The sequence below is a fragment of the Streptomyces argenteolus genome, from assembly GCF_042902585.1.
In the GTDB taxonomy this organism is placed as follows: Bacteria; Actinomycetota; Actinomycetes; order Streptomycetales; family Streptomycetaceae; genus Streptomyces; species Streptomyces argenteolus.
The window spans coordinates 97,712-114,266 of sequence record NZ_JBIBEG010000004.1; the positions used below are offsets into that span (position 1 = coordinate 97,712).

Here is a 16,555-nt window from a genome sequence, read left to right on the forward strand (position 1 = left end):
GCCGGCCGGGGAGCACGGTCAGACCAGGGCGCGGCCGTGGTCCGAGTAGCGGCGCCCCTCCGCCTTGCGCAGATCCGCCATCACGTTGATGCGGCGCAGCCAGCGGTCCGTCCCGTCGTAGCGGGCGGCGAACGGGCGGCGGCCGTGGACGGCCCGCTTGTTGTCGACGATCAGCATCTCGCCCGGTGCGAGCGCCACGTCGCGCAGCTTCGCGTCGATGCCCTTGATGACCGCCTCCAGGGCGGCGGCGGCCTCCGGGTCGAGGTCACGCGGCATGAACGCGGGGTCGATGCAGATGAAGGGTGAGTCCGGGTTGCCGGAGAGCACCGAGGTGCGGCGGGGCTCCTCGTTCATCTCGGCGATCTTGCGGAATGCCTCCGTGACCCAGTCGCCCTCCTCGACACCGGTGGTGTCGGCGTTGAAGCCGGCGGTGTGCGACTCGTCCGGCAGGATCACGAACCGCTCCTGGAAGAGCACCTCGCGGGAGGCGTCGTCCAGTTCGACGTCCTGGATCGGCGCGAACGTCGTCGGGACCTTGTCGTGGTTACGCAGCCCGACCAGCATGATCCAGTCCGCGCGCAGCGGGTGGAACGCGTCCTCGTTGTGCCACTCCAGGTTGACCGTGGAGCTGGAGCCGAGCTGCTCGTTCTCGTGCCCGGCGATCGGGAAGAGGTCGAGGACCATGCGGCCACGCTGCTGGGTGAGGTAGGAGACCGGGTCCCCCAGCAGGGAGCCGATGAGCAGCAGTGACGCGGCGGCCCGCCTGGCCTCCCGGCTGTCCGGCACGTCCGTGTAGCTGAGCGGGGTGGGGCCCGCCTCGGCCTCGTCGATCGGCAGGTTCGAGATCACGAATCCGCCGAACGGGCGGCCGGTGAGGCGGAACTGGCTGATGGTGGCCCGCAGCCGCGCCGGAAGCTCGTGCGAGAGGAGGGAGAGCTGGCCGAGCCGCTGTTCCAGCGGCAGGTCGGTCTCGGTGTCCAGCACGTGGTCCGCGATGTCCTGTACGTGCGTCCGCTCGGTGTCCGTGAGCTCCAGGCACGGCACGTCGTCGGCGGCGCGCGGGGTCAGCTGGGGAGCCGTGGGCACGGTCAATTTCGGCACGGTGACGATCCTTGTCGTGAAGAGGTCTGAAGTGCTGGGCGCGGACTGCTCCGTAAGGCCGTGAGGGCCCGGCAACAGAGGGCGAAGAGCGACGGCGGCACGCCCCTGTCGGTCCGCGATGGGCAGGGGCGCCTCCCGCTCCCGTGCGGACGGTGCCCGGCACGGGACCCCGTCTCGTATACGAGAGGACCCCCTGTCCGGAAGTCTGGAGGACCCCGATCGGTCCAGTCCAACACTCTCCGTGTCCGTGTGCGGACAAGTCCGCACACGGACACCACCGGGCTACGGGCGGTGCTCGGCGATCGCCCGGGTCAGGCGCGAGGCCGCTTCGGCGAGGTCGGCCGGGGAGAGGCCGGCATACCCGACGACGAGCCCTTCGGTGAGGCACGGGCCCTGCTGGAACGCGGACAGCGGAGCGACTTCCACCCCGAGTTCGGCGGCCCGACGGGCCACACCCACCCCGCTGACGCCGCCTTCCAGCAGCAGCACGGCGTGCAGTCCGGCCTCCAGGCCGGTCAGCGTCACCACGTCGGAGACGGGCTCCAGCGCCTCCCGCAGCACGCTCCTGGCCCGTGCGTAGTGCAGCCGGGTCCGGCGGATGCGCCGCTCCAGCGCGCCGGAGGAGAGCATCCGCAGCACGGTGTGCTGCACGGGCCAGCTGACCGGACCGTCCACGATGTCCTTCAACGCCGCTATCCGGCCGGGAAGTTCTCCCGGGGCGACCAGGTATCCGCAGCGCAGCGCCGGGGTGAGGACCTTCGAGAGGGTGCCGAGGTAGATGACCCGGTCCCGGTCGAGGCCGGCCAGCGCCGGAAGCGGCGGGCCGTTGTAGCGGTACTCGCTGTCGTAGTCGTCCTCCAGGATCCAGGAGTGGTGCTCCCGCGCCCACATGACGAGGTCGAGCCGCCTGCCGACGCTCATCCGCGAGCCGAGCGGGAACTGGTGGGAGGGTGTCACGTGCATCAGCCGGGGCGCCGGGTCGATGCCCGCCAGCACGTCGACCCGGGCGCCGTCGTCGTCGACCGGCACCGGCACCGAATCCGAACCATGCGTCCGGATCAGGGAACGGACCACCGGATGGCCCGGGTTCTCGCAGGCGACGGTGTCCCCCGGACGCAGAAGGGTACGGAGCACCAGGTCCATGGACTGCGTGGTGCCGGTGGTCACCACGATGTCGTCCGGGGCGCAGACCAGTCCGCGGGCCCGGGCCAGGTAAGCCGCGATCTCGGCGCGCAGTCCGGGCAGCCCCGCCGACTCCTGGTAGCGGGTCGGGGCCGTCGTTCGGGCCGTCGCCCGCCAGGCCTGGGCCCATCCGTCGGTGCCCTCCTGCACCGGTCCGGTCCCGCCGGTGCGCAGACTGAGCGCGGGGCGCGCCGCCGACGCCGTACGGTCGGACACGGCGGGGAGGGCGGGGGCCGCGACCATCTGCCTGGCCGCCTCGTTGAGCGGCGCGACGTAGGTGCCGGAGCCGGAGCGGCTCTCCAGGAAGCCCTCGGCCTCCAGACGGACGTACGCCTCGGCGGTCACCGTGCGGGAGACGCTGAGGTCCTGCGCGAGCGTACGGGTCGAAGGGAGCCGTTCACCGGGTGGCAACAGCCCCGAAAGCACGGCTTCACGCAGTGTCTCGACGAGCTGCACCACCAGGGCCCGGCCGTCCTCACGATCGAGCGCGACGGGCAGGGCCAGATGGGGTTTGGCCCGGGCCCTCTGCTCCGGCTCTTCCACAGGTGGCATCTTCGGTTCTCCTCCTATTGGCCATTGGACGAGGTCCGCGCCGAGGGTAGCTTCAACGCTCGGCGCTTCGAAGCGACGGCGTACCGAGCCGTGGAGGCGCCGGTCCTGGAAGGTGGGGTCACGGGATGACCAGCAGTGTGTCGCCGGCGGAGTACGGGGTCAGCGAGAGCAACGGCTTTCTGCCTGACGTCGCACCGTTGACACAGTTGCCCGGCCGCTTCGCCGAATGGGACGAGATCGGTGCGGTGCTGCCCAAGCACCTCGCCGCGGGCCGTGCCCGGGAACTGCTGAGCAGCGTCGCTCCGCTCGATCCCGGTGCGCTGACCGAACAGGCAGAACGCGAAAGGGCGATGCTCCTGCTGTCCTATTTCGGACACGCATACATCTTCGGCGGCGATGTACCGGCCAATGTCTGTCCGGCGAACATCGCGGTGCCCTGGCACAAGGCGGCCGGTCTGCTCGGCCGGCCGCCGGTTCTGTCCTACGCCACCCAGCAGTTGCACAACTGGGGCCGTCTCTCCGACGACCCCGCGATCGAACTCGGCAACATCCACCGGCTCCAGGGCTTCCTCGGGGGGATGGACGACGACTGGTTCGTCCTCGTCCATGTGGCGATCGAGGCCGCGGCCGCACCGGTGCTGTGCGCCGCGATCGCCGCGCAGGACGCCGTGCTCGACGGTGACGACGGCGGGCTCGTCCACGCGCTGGGCGAGATGGCTGCGGGGCTCTCGGTGATGAGCGGCACGCTCGCGCGGATGCCCGAGCGGTGCGACCCGCACATCTACTACCACCGTGTACGGAGTTATCTCTTCGGCTGGAAGAACAATCCGGCGCTGCCGGAAGGAGTCGTCTACGAGGGGGTGGCCGCCTACGGCGGCAGACCGCAGCGGTTCGGCGGAGAGACCGGCGCGCAGAGCGCCATCATCCCCTTCCTGGACGAGGTCCTCGGTATGTCCGGCGAGGACGACCCGCTCGCCGCGTACATGCACGCGCTGCGCGCGTACATCCCGCCGGGGCACCGGGCGTTCATCGAGAAGGTGGGCCCCCGGGTCGACCTGCGGGGCTTCCTGCTGCACCACCGTCCGGCCGGGGCGGTCGCCGCCTACGACGCGTGCGTCACAGCCATGGCGGACTTCCGCGAACTGCATCTGCGGTACGCGGCGACGTACGTGCAGCGGCAGGCGCAGCGGTCCTCGGCCAACTCCAACGAGGTCGGCACCGGCGGCACGCCGTTCATGCGCTACCTCAAGGGCCACCTGGACACGGTGCGCGCCCACCGCATCGGCGCCCCGGGATGACCTCACCAGCCCGCCCGCGGGTCCACAAACACCTCCTTCCCGGCCTCGATCGACGGATCTTCGCGCTGCGCGTACCGGACGAGGTCGACGGTTTCGTCGTACGCACGGAACGGTTCGTCGCCCTGGTCGACACGCTCAGCACACCGGAGCTGTGCGAGCAGGCGCTGGATCTGATCGCGGACGAGACCGCAAGGCGTCCGCTCCTCGTCATCAACACGCACGCCGACTGGGACCATGTCTGGGGCAACGCAGCTGTCGAGGGGCGGACACCGGTCATCGGTCACCGGTCGGCCGCGACCCGCGTCCGTTCGGCCAGGGCGCTGGACACGCTGCACGCCAAGCGCGCGTCCGACGACCGGTTCGCACGGGTGCGCCTCATCGCCCCGACCGTCACCTTCGACACCTCGCTGTCCCTGGACGGCGGGGACCTGACGCTGGAGCTGCTGCACACTCCCGGCCACACCCCGGACCACATCGCCGTCTGGATTCCGGAACTGCGCGTGTGCCTGGCCGGGGACACCGCGGAGGACCCGCTTCCCGAGCTCTGGGAGGGCGACGCCGCATCGCTGGAGCAGCTCACCGCCTCGCTGGAGCTCCTGCGCTCCCTCGAACCGGACCATGTGCTCCCCAGTCACGGCGGCACGACGGACCCGGCCCTGCTCGACCGCAACCTCCGTCACCTGTCGGGCCTCACCGGACGGCACGCTGACGCCGTGCGCGCGGGCGGCCTGCCGTTCGAGGCGGCCTTCCCCGGCAGCACGCAACTGACCGCCGAAGCACGGGCGTTCTACGAGATGTGCCACCACAAGGCGCTCCGGGCGGCAGCGGCCACCCTCGCCTCCTCTGCGGAGTAGCGCAGTCCTCCTCTCAGCGGCGAAGCCCGGACCGCGCCGTGAGCGGCAGCGTTCCGCGTTGCGCCAGGTCTGCTCGGGCTCGGCGTGCGGCCCTGCCGGGGTGGCGCGGGCCGGCCGTCCCGGGGGCGAGAGCCCCGCGGGTCAGGGGCCCGTTCGCCACTCCCCCGTCCCGCGCTCCGAACGATCCGTGCCTCCCCGAGGCTCGTCGTGGGTGATCACGACCGGTGCGTTCGCCTCCGCCCGTGCGCGGTCCGAAGCCGCCGCGATGTCCTCGTAGGTCCATTCCTTGTACAGACGGCTCCCGTGGGCGTCGGTGATGTCGATGACCAGGCCGGTCCATTCCTCGGCAGGCTGTTCGGGGACGAGGCCCAGTTCGTACGTCGCGTCCTGGAGGAGGGATTCGGTGACGCGTATGCCGGTGAGTCTCTCGGCCAGAGCGAGGACGGCCGCCTTGCGGTCGACGGCCGGGGCGCTCTCGTCGTGCTCGCCCTGAGGTGTCAGTGGGAAGCCGACGTCCCGCAACAAGGGAACCAGCTCATCGGGGCTGTTGCCGTCGCGCACCGAGGGGACCTCGAACGTCGTACGGAGCTCTCCGTCCTCGAACCAGTGGAAGAGGTGGATGGGCTTGCCGCCGTTGCTCGAGTGCGCCACTGCCCGGCCGCCCCTCGACAGCGTCTCCACGCACGCGCCCTCGATGCCCAGGCCACCGTCGAAGCCGAGGACGAGGGTCCAGTCGCCCCTCTCGCCCGGGGCGCTGAAGGCGCCCGCGACGTAGGACTCGTCCCAGGGGTCATCGTCCGCCTCGGCCCGGTGGGCCTCGTCCGCCTCGATCAGCCCGGCCGTTCCGTCGCCGGTGCCGTTCGGTTCCGCCTCCATCGCGCGCAGCACCTCGTGCGGGCTCCGCCCCTGTATCAGCGTCAGGGTGTATCCGCTCTCCATCGCGTGGCGGAAGAGCGGCGAGGTGCGGATCCAGGCGTAGTCGTGCGCGGTCACCAGGTTCATACGGCGCAGTGTGCCTGAAGCCTCTGACAACGCACCGTGCCGGCCGGTTCGCACAGCTGGAGCTCGTCCTCGCGGCTGCGCCCCGGTCCGCGTCGGCGACATGATCGTGCGGGGCGGGGGCGCGCGGGACCGTTCGTCTGCGCTCAGCCGGTCTTCTCCTCGGGTCCGGCGACGCGTCGTGCGGTCGACAGCCAGAGGCACAGCAGCAGCGGGGGCAGGGCGGCCAGGGTGCTGAGGACCTGCCAGCCCAGGGTGGTGAACAGGTACCCGGAGACGAAGGAGGAGGCGGTGAGGAAGATTCCGGTGCCGCCCTCCACGGCGGCCTGGACACGGCCGCCCGCGTGGGGCGGATAGCAGCGCACGACGAAGGTGCTGCCCGCAACGTAGAGGAAGTTCCATCCCACGCCGACCAGGCTCAGCGCGACGACGAACGCGGCGACGCCCGTGTCGGCCGCGCCGACCAGCGCCCCGGCCGCCAGCAGGGCCGCGCCGAGCACGGCGTTGCGGCGCGGGCCCAGGGCGGTGTTGAGCCAGCCGCTGAAGAGGGAGGGCGCGAACATGCCCACCATGTGCGCCTGGATGACGAAGGCCCCCACGCCGTCCGAGTGGCCGGCGTGCCGGCTCCCCAGCGGGCCCGCGGACATGAGCAGGGTCATCACGCAGCCTCCCACGGTCAGGGTGGCGAAAGCGGTGCGGAACTGGAGGGTGCGCGCCGCGGCCCGGATGCGTACGGGCGGCGGCGAGGGCTCCTGTTCCTCTCCCGCCGGGCCGGAGCGGACCGCGAGCACGGGCGGAATCACGGCCGCGGCGAGCACGGAGACCAGCAGGTAGGAGCCCGCGTACTCGGTGTCCATCAGTCCGGCACACGCCGTCGCCGCCCATGGCCCGACGAAGGCCGCCAGCACCCCGCCGCACAGCAGGACGGAGACCGCCCGCTCCCGGCTCTCCCGGGGGACGGAGTCGGCGGCGAGGTAGCGGAAATATCCTCCGGTGGCCTTGTACAGACCCACCAGTGCGGTGCCCGTGCAGAGCACGGAGAAATCACCGGACCGGATCCCCGCCATGGACACCAGTCCGCCGGCCACCGCGGTGGCCGCGCCTCCGGCCGCCACTTTGCGGTGGCCGAACCGGTCGCTGAGCAGCCCGGCGGAGAAGTTGGCGATCATGGCAGCCGCGCCCATGAGGGTGATCGGCAGAGTGGCGAGCACCGGGGTCGGTGCCAGCCGCAGACCCACCACCGCGGTGAGGGTGAGGTCGATCCCCATCCCCATGTAGTAGAGGAATTGACAGATCGTCAGCAAGGTGAGATTGCGGCGTCCGGCGGCGGCTGCCCGCGCGGACAGATCCTTCACGGCGCCTGCCGAAGGGTCCTGCGGCATGGTTTCGCGGTCCACCGGACCTGGTTCTCCCGTCGGTGTGCGGTCAGGGCTATGGCGTGGCGGACGGTCGGCGACGGCCCCACTCCGCCGTGTCCGGCCAGGTGCGCCGCACCCGGCCGACGCAATGGTCCCAGTAGGAACGCACCGCGAGGTCTCCGTAGATGAATTCGCGTTTCGCCAGCACATCGGCCGGGGTCGACGTGTGGTAGCCGCCCGGCACCTGTTCCGCCATCAGCTGGAGCCGGCAGGCACGCTCCAGGGTGTGGGCGTGCACGGTGGCGTGCCGGACGGATCTGCCGACCACGACACCGCCGTGGTTGCGCAGCAGGACGGCCGGGTCGGCGCCGAGCGCGTCGGCGACACCCCGCGCGGTCACCATGTCGAGGATGGTGTTGCTGGTCATCGTGAACCGGCCGATCCGCTGCTCGAAATAGGCGCCCTCGTGCGAGACCGGGCGCAGCGGCAGGTCGGTGGCTCCGAAGACCAGGGTGTGCGGGGCGTGGCTGTGGACCACGCCGTTCACGTCGGGGCGTGCCGCGTAGACCGCCTGGTGCAGGGGGAGTTCGGGCGGTGCGAGCGGCGGGGCGGGGACGTCGGGGTCCAGGGGTGCGACGACCACGTCCTCGGGGGTGCATTCGTCGAAGCCCTTGAGGGCCCCCTTGATGAGCATGTAGTCGGCGCCGGGGACGCGCGCCGATACCTGCCCCTGGTTGAAGTCGTCGTGTCCGCCGAGCGAGAGCGAGCGGGAGGCCAGTGCGACCTGGACACGCAGTCCGAGGGCGACGGGTGGCAGCCGGGCTTCGTCGAGCCGTGCGGTCATCGGCTGCCCTTGGCGGTCACGCCCTGCTCGTCGAGGTACGTGACCAGGCCGTCGACCGATCCGAGGAACGCGGTGTCCTCCTCCAGGTCGATGTAGACGCCGAACTCGTTCTCCAGGGCGTCGATGAGCCGCAGGTAGGACAGGGAGGTCAGGCCCAGCTCGGTGAGGGTGCGGCCGTCCGCGACGGCGGCTTCCTGGCTCACCGCGCCTTCGCTGGCCTCGGCGACGAGTTCGGCGATGCGCTGGAGAAGGTGCGGGGAGGGGGGCATCGGTTCTCCTACAGGTGATCGGGGCGGTCGTCGGGGTGCTGCGGAGGGGCCGGCGCTCAGGATGGCTCGGCGGGGGCGGAAGTCCTTCCGGACGCCTGCTCGTCACGGGGGGCGCGCAGCAGGTCGGTGAGAAGTGCCTCGGCGGCGCCCAGTCGGGGTTTGCCCGCGCCGCCGCGCGGCAGCCGGGGCACGGCGAAGATCCGTTCGGGAACCTTGTACGGCGCGAGCAGGCCGAGGCAGCGTGCCCGCAGCTCCTCCTCGGTGACGCCGGCGGTGCCGGTGACCAGGGCGGCCAGCATCGGGTCGCCGTTCTTCTTGACCGTCGTGAGCACCAGGGCATCGGACGCGCCGCACCGGCCGAGCGCCTGCTGGACCTCGGCCGGGTCGATCTTCCGGCCGCCGATGTTGACGCCCTTGCCCGCCCGGCCGCGCAGCACCAGTCGGCCTTCGTCGATCAGGCCCTCGTCCCCGGTCAGGTAGAAGCCGTCCGCGTCCAGACGGCTCTCCAGCAGGCCGGGGGCGTTGAGGTAGCGCGACCCCATCGATCCGCTGCGGACCCGGACCGCCGTGGCGCCGTGGGCCTGTGTGCCGAAGGCGAACTCGACCCCTGGCAGCGGGTATCCCAGGCCGCGTCCCGGAGCGGGATCGGGGTCGTAGGTGAGGGGTCCCGCCTCGGCCACCCCGTAGTAGTCGTTGACGGCCAGGCCGTGGCGGCGACGCAGTTCCGCAGCGGTCCCGGCGGAGAGCGGCGCCGCGGAGGAGAGCGCGGAGCGCAGCCCGGCCAGTTCGGGGACGGGCTGTTCGCGACGTAGCAACGATTCGTACAGGGCGGGGAAGCCCGTCAGGCGGGTGGGTTCTACCTGCCGCAGGAAGCGGGCGACGTGTCCGGAGCTGGGGAGCCCCGAAGGCACCCACAGCGCCGCGCCGGCGAGGAAGGAGGCCAGCAGCGAGGTGTTGAAGGCCAGGCCGTTGAAGAGTCCGGCGAAGCACAGCACCCGTTCCCCCGCACTCATCTCGGTCGCCTCCCGCCACGCGCGGGCTGCCGCCAGCACGGCGGTACCGGAGAATTCGATGCAGCGGGGCGAGCCGGTGGAGCCGGAGGTGAAGCGGCAGACCTCCGTGGTGTCGAGCAGCGCGGGCCGGTCGGGGGCAGCGGGCAGCGCGGTCAGCCGCATGTCGCCGATCCGCGTGGTGGCGGTGACCGGCAGTCCGGCCGGCAATGGACGGTCGCTGACGAACAGGTCGATGCCGCAGTCGGTGGCGATGACGGCCAGTTCGGCCGCGCCGAGGGCCGGGTCGAGGAGCAGGGGCACCATGCCCGCGCGCAGCAGTCCGGCGTACGCCACCACGTAGGCGGCGGAGTTGGACGCGTGGATACCGGCCCGGACCCTGCCTTCGGCCGGGGCTCCCGCTCCGCGGGGCACGCCCGAGCGCCACCACTCGTCAGCGGCCGTACCGAAGTCGGCCGCGGAGTCGCCGAGTTCGCGGTAGGTCAGGACTCCGCCCGCGTCGCCGACCGCGGGGGCGTCGGCGTGCTGGGCCGTGAGTTCGGTGAGGACGTCGTTCAGCAACCGCATCAGGTGGTCCGCCTCCCCTGGGTGCCGCGCCGAACGGGCTCATTCTCCGTGCGCATGTGCGACCGCCAATCGGTCGATCTTGCTCCCGGTCCCCGCCGCGACACCCAGCGCCATCAGGTAGACCACTTCCTCGTCGTCCCCGAGGCCTGCCACGGTCCGCAGCGCGCCGGCGTCGAACCCTCCCACCGCCGTCACCGCGACGTCGTTGCGGGCCGCGCCCAGATAGATCAGGTGGGCGGCGGCCGAGGCGCGGAAGAGGGCGTCACGGACCTCCTGCGGCCGGCCGGCACCCAGCAGCCGCCCGGTGCGCAGGTGGAAGGCGACGAGGGCCTGCGCCCCCGCGATGTGCCGCTGGCCGCGGCACAGCCGGGTGATGACGGCCGGGTCGTTGATCGCTTCGCCGACGGTGATCCGTACGTCGCCGCCCGGCAGGCGCCGGGCGCAGGCGTCCGCGACGGGCCCGGGCCCGGTCAAAACACTGACCCCGACACCTCCCCGTCGCCCGCCGGCCGCGTCGGGCAGGTCGGTGGGGAGGTCGGTGAGCAGGGCCTCGACGGCTGCGGCGATCGCGCCGGCAGGCTGCTCCTGCCGCTCGAACCGCTTGCACGAGTGGCGCAGCCGGGTCAGCAGCCGCCATTCGTGGCGCCCGACCCGGCCGAGGCCGGCGGGCCCGTCGCCGACCGCCACCACGGGGGCGCAGGTGACGGGCAGGGGCGGGTCACCTCCGTTTCGCAGGGCCCCCGGTATCTGCGACCAGCAGAACCGCTCCATCGATGCGGACGCGTCGCGCCTCGGCGGTGGTGCGAGGTTCACGGAGGTGTCCCGCGGCGCGTGGTTCCGGCGGGCGGGCCCGACGGACACGACGGAGTGCACCTCCCGGTAGGGCAGCAGGGGATCGAGCCGGGCGCTGATCCGGCGTCGCGGGACGCGCAGGCGCAGCACGGCGGGACCCTGCCCCAGCGCCGTGCCCAGCAGGCTGGTGGCGGCGTGCCCGGCGTCGAGCTGGGTGTAGAGGTGCCCGCGGGGGCCGTACTTGCGCATGGACAGCCAGGGCCGGGCGAGCACCACGATGTGGTCGGCGCCCTCGATGCCGCACCCCTCGTCGAGCGCGGCCCCCACGGCGCGGGCCGCGGCCACGGACAGGGGCAGCTCCGTGCAGCCGTCACGGCCGAGATCGGCCTTGAGCAGGCGGGGGTACGGGCCGGACCCGCCCACGACCACCACGTCGTAGGGGTAGAGGGCCCCCGCCGAGGGGACGCTGCGTCCTCCGTCGTCGCCGGGGCCGCACAGGGCGTCCCGCACGAGTCCGAGGACGCGTGCGGCGCGGGCGTCCCGCAGGGGGGCCAGGCGTTCCTGCGGCGCCGGATCGAGGGTGATCATCCGCAGCCAGTCGGCGCCGAACGTGTCGTCCGCCCGGCCGGAAGGGCGCGGGCCGGTGCCTCGGGGCACCCGTTCGCGTGTGGTCACCACGTGTCCCCTCGCCGCCGCGTGCGGTTCACGGCTGCCACCGTAGTGACCTCTCGTACGGGGCGGAGGCAGATGCGGGGGCAGATACGGATCGCCCGCCGGAACACCGGTGCGCTCCTGGCCGGGGGCGTCGGTCCCGTGTCCGTCACAGCCCCTCCCCCAACGCACCGATCCGGATCGATGCGCCCTTCTCGTGCACCCGGCGCAGCACGGCGTCGATGGCCGGCAGCAGCCTGGCCGTGAGCTCCGGTGCCACGTACCGGGTGTCGGCGCGCAGCGCGAACTGGAGCACTCGCGCTCCGCCCACCACGGCGATCGCGCAGCGTCCGCCCTGGTAGGGCCAGTGGGGCAGGTCGTGCAGGCAGTGGTCCCGGCCCGGGTCCGGCTCGGCCGGATGGTCCAGGACCGGGGGGAAGTCGGCCGCCCGGATGTCGTTGAAGGTGTAGGTGGTGCCGAGCACCTCGTCCAGCGACCGCCCGGTGGCCGTCAGTGCCTGCGCCAGGCCGGCGGGCGCCCACAGGGCGCTGTTGTAGGCGCTCATGGCACGGCGCGCGACCTGCCGCACGGTGTCCTCGAAGCCGGCGTCGGGATCGAGCCGTGCGGTGAGTGGGCCGAACTGTGCGAGAACGCCCACGTAGTCGCGGGCGTGGGCCCGGTGCCGGTTGGAGGTCACCACCTGCAACGGCAGCCGGTCCAGCGCGAGCGGTGCGGCGAGCGCGACAGCGGTGGCGGCCAGCAGGACGGCGGAGGCGTCGGCGCCGAGTCCGGCGGACATCTCCTTCAGCCTGACGGCCGCCGGGGCCGAGGTGAGTGCCGTCTGCACGACCTGGCTCCGGTCCGCTCCAGCACGCGCAACGGCGAACGGGAAGGCGGTGTCCCCCGCTTCCCTGGCCCAGGTGGCGGCGGCGCGCTGTCCGGTGCGCACCAGCTCGCCCGCCTCACGGGCCGCCTGTTCGCGGGGCTGGGGCGCCGGTTCCGAGGAGGGCCGGGCGAGTCCGTCCAGGACCGTCCGGACGCTGGACGCGTCGACGACCAGGTGGGAGAAGGCCAGGACGAGGGCGCGGGGGCGGCCGGCCGGCCCGGCGACGGACGCGGCGAACGGCGGGAGGCCGCCGGTGCCCAGAGGCAGGGCCCGTAGCCTGGCTGCCTCACGGGCGGTGTCGGCGGGTGCCGCGCCCTCGATCCGGCCGACCGCCAGGGTTCCCGCTCCGCGCACCCGCTGGCGGAGGCCTTCGGGGCTTTCGTACACCTCGGTGCGCAGGCCTTCGTGACGGGAGGTGACGTGGGCCAGCAGCTCCAGGGCGCCGGGGAGGGTGGTGCCCTCCGGCAGGGGGGCCACCACGGCGACGTTACGGTTCCAGCCTGTGCCGGCGTAGCGCGACAGCCCGTCCCGGAAGGCCTGTTGGCCCCAGGTGGCGGGAGCGTCGGACGCCTGGCCCGAGTAGCACGCTTCGTACGGGAGCAGCTCGTTCATGCGGCCGTTCCTCCGTGGCGGGGGTGGGGTGGGGCGCGGGCATCAGAGGCTCTGGGCGATGGTCGCGCGCTGGATCTGGTTGGTGCCCTCGATGATCTGGAGGAGCTTCGCCTCGCGCATCCAGCGCTCCGTGGGGTGGTCGCGCACGTACCCGGAGCCGCCGAGGATCTGCACGGCGTCCGTGGTGACGCGCATGGCGGTGTCGGTGGCGAAGAGCTTGCACTTGGCGGCCTCGGCGGAGACCGGCCGGCCCTCGTCCATCAGCCGTGCGGTGGTGAGGAGCAAGGCGCGGGCCGCGGCGATCTGGGTGGCCATGTCGGCGAGCAGGAAGGCGACGCCCTGGAAGGAGGCGATGGGGCTGCCGAACTGACGGCGCTGCTTGGCGTAGTCGCTCGCGTGGTCGAGCGCGGCCTGCGCGAGGCCGACGGCACAGGCCGCGATGCCCAGGCGGCCGTGGTCGAAGACCGAGGCGGCCACGAGCATGCCGCGGTTGCGTCCGCCGACCATCCGCACTGCCGGGACGCGCACGCCGTCGAAGGCGACCGGGGCGGTGGGCAGGGCGCAGACGCCCATCTTGGCGAACGGGGGGTGGACCTGTACGCCCTCCTGGCCCGCTTCGACGAGGAAGCAGGAGATGCCGCCGGGTCCGGCCCCGCCCGTGCGGCAGTAGACCAGGTAGACGTCTGCGGCCCCGGCATGGCTGACCCAGGTCTTGAGTCCGGAGATCCGGTACCCGCCGTCCACGGGGCTCGCGGCCGTGGTCATGGCGCCGAGGTCGGAGCCGGCCTCCGCCTCCGACATGCAGTTCGCACCCAGCAGCCTGCCCTCCAGCATGGCCGGCAGGTACGCCTCGCGCAGCTCGTCCTTGCCGTGCCGGGCCAGTCCCCGGCAGGTGAGGGCCTGGAGGTGCACGGACTCGGCCACGGCCAGCCATCCGCGTGCCAGTTCTTCCACGACCTGGAGGAAGAAGGCGACGGACTGGCCGCCACCGCCCCAGCGCTGCGGGAACGCCAGGCCGATGACGCCGAGTTCGCCGAGCCGGGTCACCAGGTGGCGGGGGTAGTCGGCGCGGGCCTCGTGGTCGGCGGCGACCGGGGCCAGCTCCTTCTCGCTGATCCTTGTCACCACGTCGAAGAGCTCGGCCTGCTCCGCCGAGTCGAAGTGCCTGTGGATGGTCACGTTCTCCTCCGTCGGCCCGGTGGCCGTTGTGTTCGCGCGGGACGCGGTGGGGGCCGGACACGGCCCTCATGTCACGGAGGCGCTCCCGCGTGGTGTCGCCGAGCTGTCCGGGAGGAGGATCTCGTCGAAGAGTTCCGTTCCCGTCCAGAGTCGCGGGGCGCCGCGGTGGATCCAGGTGGCGGCGGTGAGGGCGCCGAGCGCGGCCGGTCCGAGGTCGCGCACGTCGTGGATGATCGTCAGCGTCTCGTGGGCGAAGCCGAGGGCGAACCGGTGCTCGCTGACGGGAAGGCCCGCCCGGTACGAGGCGATCTCGTGGGTGCGGCCCGCACCGGCCGTCTCCCAGACACCGGCGAGGGAACGCGCCGTGGCACTGGGGCGGTCGCGTTTGGCGGTCGTGTGCCGTTCCAGGACGCTGGTCTCCGGAACTTCGGGCAGGCGGGCGGAGAGGGCCGCCGCCGTGCGGACCAGCTGGTGCTGGAGCCAGTTGACGATCGACAGGTTGGCCGCGAGGACGACGGGGACCTCGGTGGACAGGTCCGCCGCCGCGCGCCGTTGCGCGGGACCGATGTCGGACGCGCACACCAGCAGGGCCGCGCCGACGGACCGGCAGTAGTCGGCGGTGCGCGGCAGGACGTCACCGCGGCTCGCGTCGACGACCACGGTGGGTACGGCGTCCCCGTCCTGCCGCGTGGGCCAGGACGTACGCGTGGCCGTCCACACGACGGCCAGGCCGTGCCGGTCGCACTCCTGGACCACCCTGGCGCCGAGCCGTCCCGCTGCTCCGACGACACCGAGCCGCGGCGGACCGCCGCTCCTGTGATCCTGTGGGGTGATCGTCACCATGGGCGACGACGCTAGCGGCGGGGATCCGCGTCGAGCGGCACCTTCGGAGGCAGATGACGCGCCCACGTGCCGCTGCCGCCCGCGCCCCGCCGTGCGCAACTGCCGCCGGGGCTGCCGCCTCCGCCGCACGCGCGCCGATAGCTTGACGGGCGTTCGGCGGCCGGGCGCTGCGGTGGACACGGGCCACCGGCGCGAGGGTCGCGTGTCGGCGTACGGGAGGCGATGGTCGGTGCAGACGTCGGGGCCGCTCACCTTCGGTCAGTTGTCCGTGATGCGGGCGGTGCAGGACCTTCCCGTCGCGCAGTGGCACGAGTCGAACCTGCGCACCCTGTGGACGCTTCCTGAGCGTGTGCCGCCCGCCCGTGCGGTGGCCGCCCTCCACACGCTGCGCGCCCGCCACGTCTCGCTCCGTACGGTGTACGACCTCGGCGACCCGGCGGTGCCGCGCCAGTCGGTGCGTGACGACGCGGAGCCCTCGATCGAGGTGGTGGCGGCCGACGGCTCGGACGAAGCGGAGCTCCGGACGAGACTGGCCGCCTCGGCGGCGCGGCCGTTCTGTCTGTGGTCCGAGTGCGCGTGGCGCGCGGTGGTCCTGACCCGCGACGGTCTGGCCGAGCGGATCGCGCTGGTCAACCACCACATCGTCGCCGACGGGTCCGCCAAGCAGATCCTGTGGCAGGACCTGCTGGCGGCGCTGCACCGGCCCGGTCCTGCCGCCGAGCAGCCGCCGGACCTGCTGACCGCCATGGCGCGGGAACAGCGCTCGGAGGGTTTCCGGGCCCGGCTGCGGTCGGCCGAGCGGCACTGGGAGAAGACCCTCGCCGCGTCGGTGGCGGGTGGACTTCCGCCCCGTCCGTCCGGGGACGCGCCGCCGGACGAGGTCTTCGTGGCCCGGCTGCTCTCGCGCCGGTCCCGCGCCGCCGCGGAACGCGTGGCAGGGCAGGGTGGGGTGTCGGTCTTCGCTGTGCTGCTCGCCGCCTACGCCACGGCCGTCGCCGAGGTGCAGGGCGTGCGCTCGATCCCGATGCGGATGGTCTCCTCCAACCGGCACGGCAACCCGTGGACCGGACACGTCACGTCGATGAACCAGTGGGTACCGCTCCACGTCGACGTGCCCGCCGGGGACACCGTGGCGGAGCTGGCGCGCCGACTGGGCCTGAAGAGTCTTCAGGCGTTCCGCAACGGCGTCTTCGACCTCGATGCGGTCACCCGGCTGTGCGCGCGCCATCCGGCGGCCGTCGCCTCGCACGACGAGGTCTGGTCCTTCAACCTCATCGTCCAGGGCGTCTCCGGCGATCCCGGCTCCTTCGAACCGTTCGAGGTGACCGAGGAGGAGGACGGCCGGGTGGCCTACGAACCCGCCTTCCTGACGCTGGGTCCCCGCTTCTATCTGCGCGTCATGGACGACGGCGAAGGCGCCTGGGCGTTGCGGCTACGGGCCCGGGGGGTGCCGCACGAGACGGCCGGCGCCGTCCTGCGGACCGTGCACGAGACGCTGCTCGCCGAGGGACGGGTACCGGAGTCACCCGGTAGGTCCCGGTGAGGGCGCTCAGGCACC

The 16,555-nt window shown here is 72.8% G+C and carries 14 protein-coding genes; 3 read left to right on the forward strand and 11 right to left on the reverse strand.

Annotated elements, in window-relative coordinates; translation table 11 throughout:
* Positions 1–18: 18 nt before the first annotated feature.
* Together gntD and pdxR are read right to left on the reverse strand one after the other, a co-directional pair.
* On the reverse strand, positions 19–1,101 hold the full coding sequence (gene gntD, locus ACFY8O_RS16450) for a guanitoxin biosynthesis L-enduracididine beta-hydroxylase GntD (protein WP_387902731.1): 1,083 nt from the start codon (positions 1,099–1,101) through the stop codon (positions 19–21).
* A gap of 282 nt (positions 1,102–1,383) precedes the next feature.
* Positions 1,384–2,835, reverse strand: a complete 1,452-nt coding sequence (gene pdxR / locus ACFY8O_RS16455; RefSeq protein ID WP_387902734.1) for a MocR-like pyridoxine biosynthesis transcription factor PdxR — start codon at positions 2,833–2,835, stop codon at positions 1,384–1,386.
* A gap of 125 nt (positions 2,836–2,960) precedes the next feature.
* On the opposite strand from pdxR, the gene ACFY8O_RS16460 reads away from it, so the two are divergent.
* Positions 2,961–4,133 (forward strand): hypothetical protein, encoded by a 1,173-nt coding sequence (locus ACFY8O_RS16460; RefSeq protein ID WP_387902737.1) that lies wholly within the window; start codon positions 2,961–2,963, stop codon positions 4,131–4,133.
* Positions 4,130–4,987 (forward strand): MBL fold metallo-hydrolase, encoded by an 858-nt coding sequence (locus ACFY8O_RS16465; protein ID WP_387902740.1) that lies wholly within the window; start codon positions 4,130–4,132, stop codon positions 4,985–4,987. The genes ACFY8O_RS16460 and ACFY8O_RS16465 overlap by 4 nt, the downstream gene beginning before the upstream one ends.
* 141 nt (positions 4,988–5,128) lie before the next feature.
* On the opposite strand, the gene ACFY8O_RS16470 is transcribed toward ACFY8O_RS16465, so the two are convergent.
* The 9 genes from ACFY8O_RS16470 to ACFY8O_RS16510 form a co-directional block, all read right to left on the reverse strand.
* Complete coding sequence (locus ACFY8O_RS16470) at positions 5,129–5,989, reverse strand: DUF6461 domain-containing protein (RefSeq protein ID WP_387902742.1); 861 nt, start codon at positions 5,987–5,989, stop codon at positions 5,129–5,131.
* Between the two features lie 143 nt (positions 5,990–6,132).
* Complete coding sequence (locus ACFY8O_RS16475) at positions 6,133–7,383, reverse strand: MFS transporter (RefSeq protein ID WP_387902745.1); 1,251 nt, start codon at positions 7,381–7,383, stop codon at positions 6,133–6,135.
* A 34-nt stretch (positions 7,384–7,417) separates the two neighbouring features.
* Positions 7,418–8,188, reverse strand: a complete 771-nt coding sequence (locus ACFY8O_RS16480) for a class II aldolase/adducin family protein (RefSeq protein WP_387902748.1) — start codon at positions 8,186–8,188, stop codon at positions 7,418–7,420.
* Entirely contained in the window at positions 8,185–8,457 is a 273-nt protein-coding gene (locus ACFY8O_RS16485) for an acyl carrier protein (protein WP_145807111.1), read from the reverse strand. The genes ACFY8O_RS16480 and ACFY8O_RS16485 overlap by 4 nt, the downstream gene beginning before the upstream one ends.
* Positions 8,458–8,513: 56 nt before the next feature.
* Positions 8,514–10,034 carry a class I adenylate-forming enzyme family protein gene (locus ACFY8O_RS16490; RefSeq protein WP_387902751.1) on the reverse strand — a complete coding sequence of 507 codons (1,521 nt, stop codon included), beginning with the start codon at positions 10,032–10,034 and terminating at the stop codon, positions 8,514–8,516.
* Positions 10,035–10,073: 39 nt separating this feature from the next.
* Positions 10,074–11,501, reverse strand: coding sequence for a nitroreductase family protein (locus ACFY8O_RS16495; protein ID WP_387902753.1), 1,428 nt, complete (start codon positions 11,499–11,501; stop codon positions 10,074–10,076).
* Positions 11,502–11,646: 145 nt separating this feature from the next.
* A complete protein-coding gene (locus tag ACFY8O_RS16500; protein ID WP_387902756.1) occupies positions 11,647–12,975 on the reverse strand; it encodes a hypothetical protein in 1,329 nt (442 codons plus the stop codon).
* Between the two features lie 42 nt (positions 12,976–13,017).
* Positions 13,018–14,154 (reverse strand): acyl-CoA dehydrogenase family protein, encoded by a 1,137-nt coding sequence (locus ACFY8O_RS16505; RefSeq protein ID WP_387902759.1) that lies wholly within the window; start codon positions 14,152–14,154, stop codon positions 13,018–13,020.
* A 66-nt stretch (positions 14,155–14,220) separates the two neighbouring features.
* Positions 14,221–14,997: a dihydrodipicolinate reductase C-terminal domain-containing protein gene (locus ACFY8O_RS16510; RefSeq protein ID WP_387902762.1), complete on the reverse strand. Its 777-nt coding sequence runs from the start codon at positions 14,995–14,997 to the stop codon at positions 14,221–14,223.
* A gap of 229 nt (positions 14,998–15,226) precedes the next feature.
* Here ACFY8O_RS16510 and ACFY8O_RS16515 point away from each other — a divergent pair, with 229 nt between their 5' ends.
* Complete coding sequence (locus ACFY8O_RS16515) at positions 15,227–16,540, forward strand: condensation domain-containing protein (RefSeq protein WP_387902764.1); 1,314 nt, start codon at positions 15,227–15,229, stop codon at positions 16,538–16,540.
* The last annotated feature ends 15 nt before the right edge of the window (positions 16,541–16,555 follow it).